We start from the raw sequence: 1,591 nt of genomic DNA, 5'->3' as shown, positions 1-1,591 counted from the left end.
CCCAGACAGGCAAAATAGAAGAAGTAAAAGCCGGACAGGCGCCAGTATGGCAATTGGGATAAAGGCACCTGAACGATTTATGCTTGGCCTGGAATGATCGGCGTATCAGTTACGACATCCATATTTTGTGCACGATGACGTAAAACGTGATCCATCAGAACTAGTGCCAACATTGCTTCTGCAATAGGCGTGGCTCGGATACCGACGCAAGGATCATGGCGACCTTTAGTCACAACTTCAATCGCATTTCCTTGAGTATCAATACTACGACCAGGCAAACGTAAACTAGAAGTTGGCTTTAAAGCAATACTGACAAGTAAATCCTGACCGCTGGTGATGCCACCTAATGTGCCACCTGCATGATTACTGAGGAACCCATCAGCCGTGATTTCATCTCGATGTTCAGTTCCTTTTTGAGTAACCGCATCAAAGCCAGCGCCGATCTCAACGCCCTTCACTGCATTGATACTCATCATCGCATGGGCGATATCGGCATCAATACGATCAAATATGGGTTCGCCTAGACCAACAGGAACATGACGAGCCACAACATTAATTCTGGCTCCAACTGAGTTGCCTTCTTTACGTAAGGCATCCATATAGTTTTCGAGTTCAGATTCTTTATCTGGATCAGGTGAAAAAAAGGCACTTTTTTCAACATGTGACCAGTCTAATGTATCGACTTTTATCGGTCCCAGTTGTGATAAATACGCCTGTATTTCAATGCCATAACGTTCTCGAAGGTATTTTTTGGCAATACCGCCGGCAGCGACACGCATGGCGGTTTCTCGTGCTGAAGAACGACCACCGCCACGATAATCACGCATGCCGTATTTTTGGTGGTAAGTGTAATCCGCATGCGCTGGTCTGAACTGATGCATGATGTTGCCGTAATCTTTGGATCGTTGATCAACGTTTTCAATCAACATCCCAATAGGCGTGCCTGTTGTTTTGCCTTCAAATACACCAGATAGAATCTTAACTTGGTCAGGCTCACGGCGTTGTGTTTCATGGCGCGATTTACCTGGGCGCCGACGGTCTAAATCTCTTTGGAGATCCGCTTCTGTGAGTTCAAGTCCTGGAGGACAACCATCTACGATACATCCTAAAGCTTGTCCATGACTCTCACCAAAAGTGGTCACAGTGAAGAGTTTTCCAAAGGTATTACCTGACATATCTCATTCCGATTGGCATTAAGGTTAAACAATAAATAATTTGGCAAAGCCTAAAAAGGCGACAAAGCCAACAACGTCTGTAACGGTCGTTAGCAAAACACTGCCAGACAGGGCCGGATCGATACCAATTCGCTTCAGCCCCAGTGGTATGGTGACCCCAGCTAGTGCGGCTGCGACTAAATTAATAACGATGGCGCTCCCTATAAGCAGGCCCAAAGACAGGCTATTAAACCAGATCACAGTCACTACTGCGATAGCCGTCGCCCATATCAAACCATTGGTGGCGCCTACTAACATTTCTTTGCGCAACAGCCAGCGCTCATTTTTGCTGTTCAACTGACCTAATGCCATCGAGCGAATAACGAGTGTTAATGTTTGACTACCGGCTATCCCCCCCATGCTGGCAACGATTGGCA

General features: G+C 46.6%; 2 protein-coding genes. Both read right to left on the bottom strand.

What is annotated here, in order from left to right; translation table 11 throughout:
• Positions 1 to 77: 77 nt before the first annotated feature.
• Positions 78 to 1,175, bottom strand: coding sequence for a chorismate synthase (gene aroC, locus B4K20_RS03440; protein ID WP_289281893.1), 1,098 nt, complete (start codon positions 1,173 to 1,175; stop codon positions 78 to 80).
• Between the two features lie 24 nt (positions 1,176 to 1,199).
• Positions 1,200 to 1,591: magnesium transporter (locus tag B4K20_RS03435; protein ID WP_289281892.1), on the bottom strand; the 392-nt coding region annotated here is incomplete at its 5' end.

Source organism: Methylophaga sp. UBA5088 (assembly GCF_002414625.1).
GTDB classification, from domain to species: Bacteria; Pseudomonadota; Gammaproteobacteria; order Nitrosococcales; family Methylophagaceae; genus Methylophaga; species Methylophaga marina.
This window is presented reverse-complemented; position numbering and strand designations above follow the sequence as displayed.

Bases quoted from the DNA above. Each gene is read 5' to 3' on its own strand.
- aroC (WP_289281893.1), bottom strand. From the start codon at position 1,175: ATGTCAGGTAATACCTTTGGAAAACTCTTCACTGTGACCACTTTTGGT.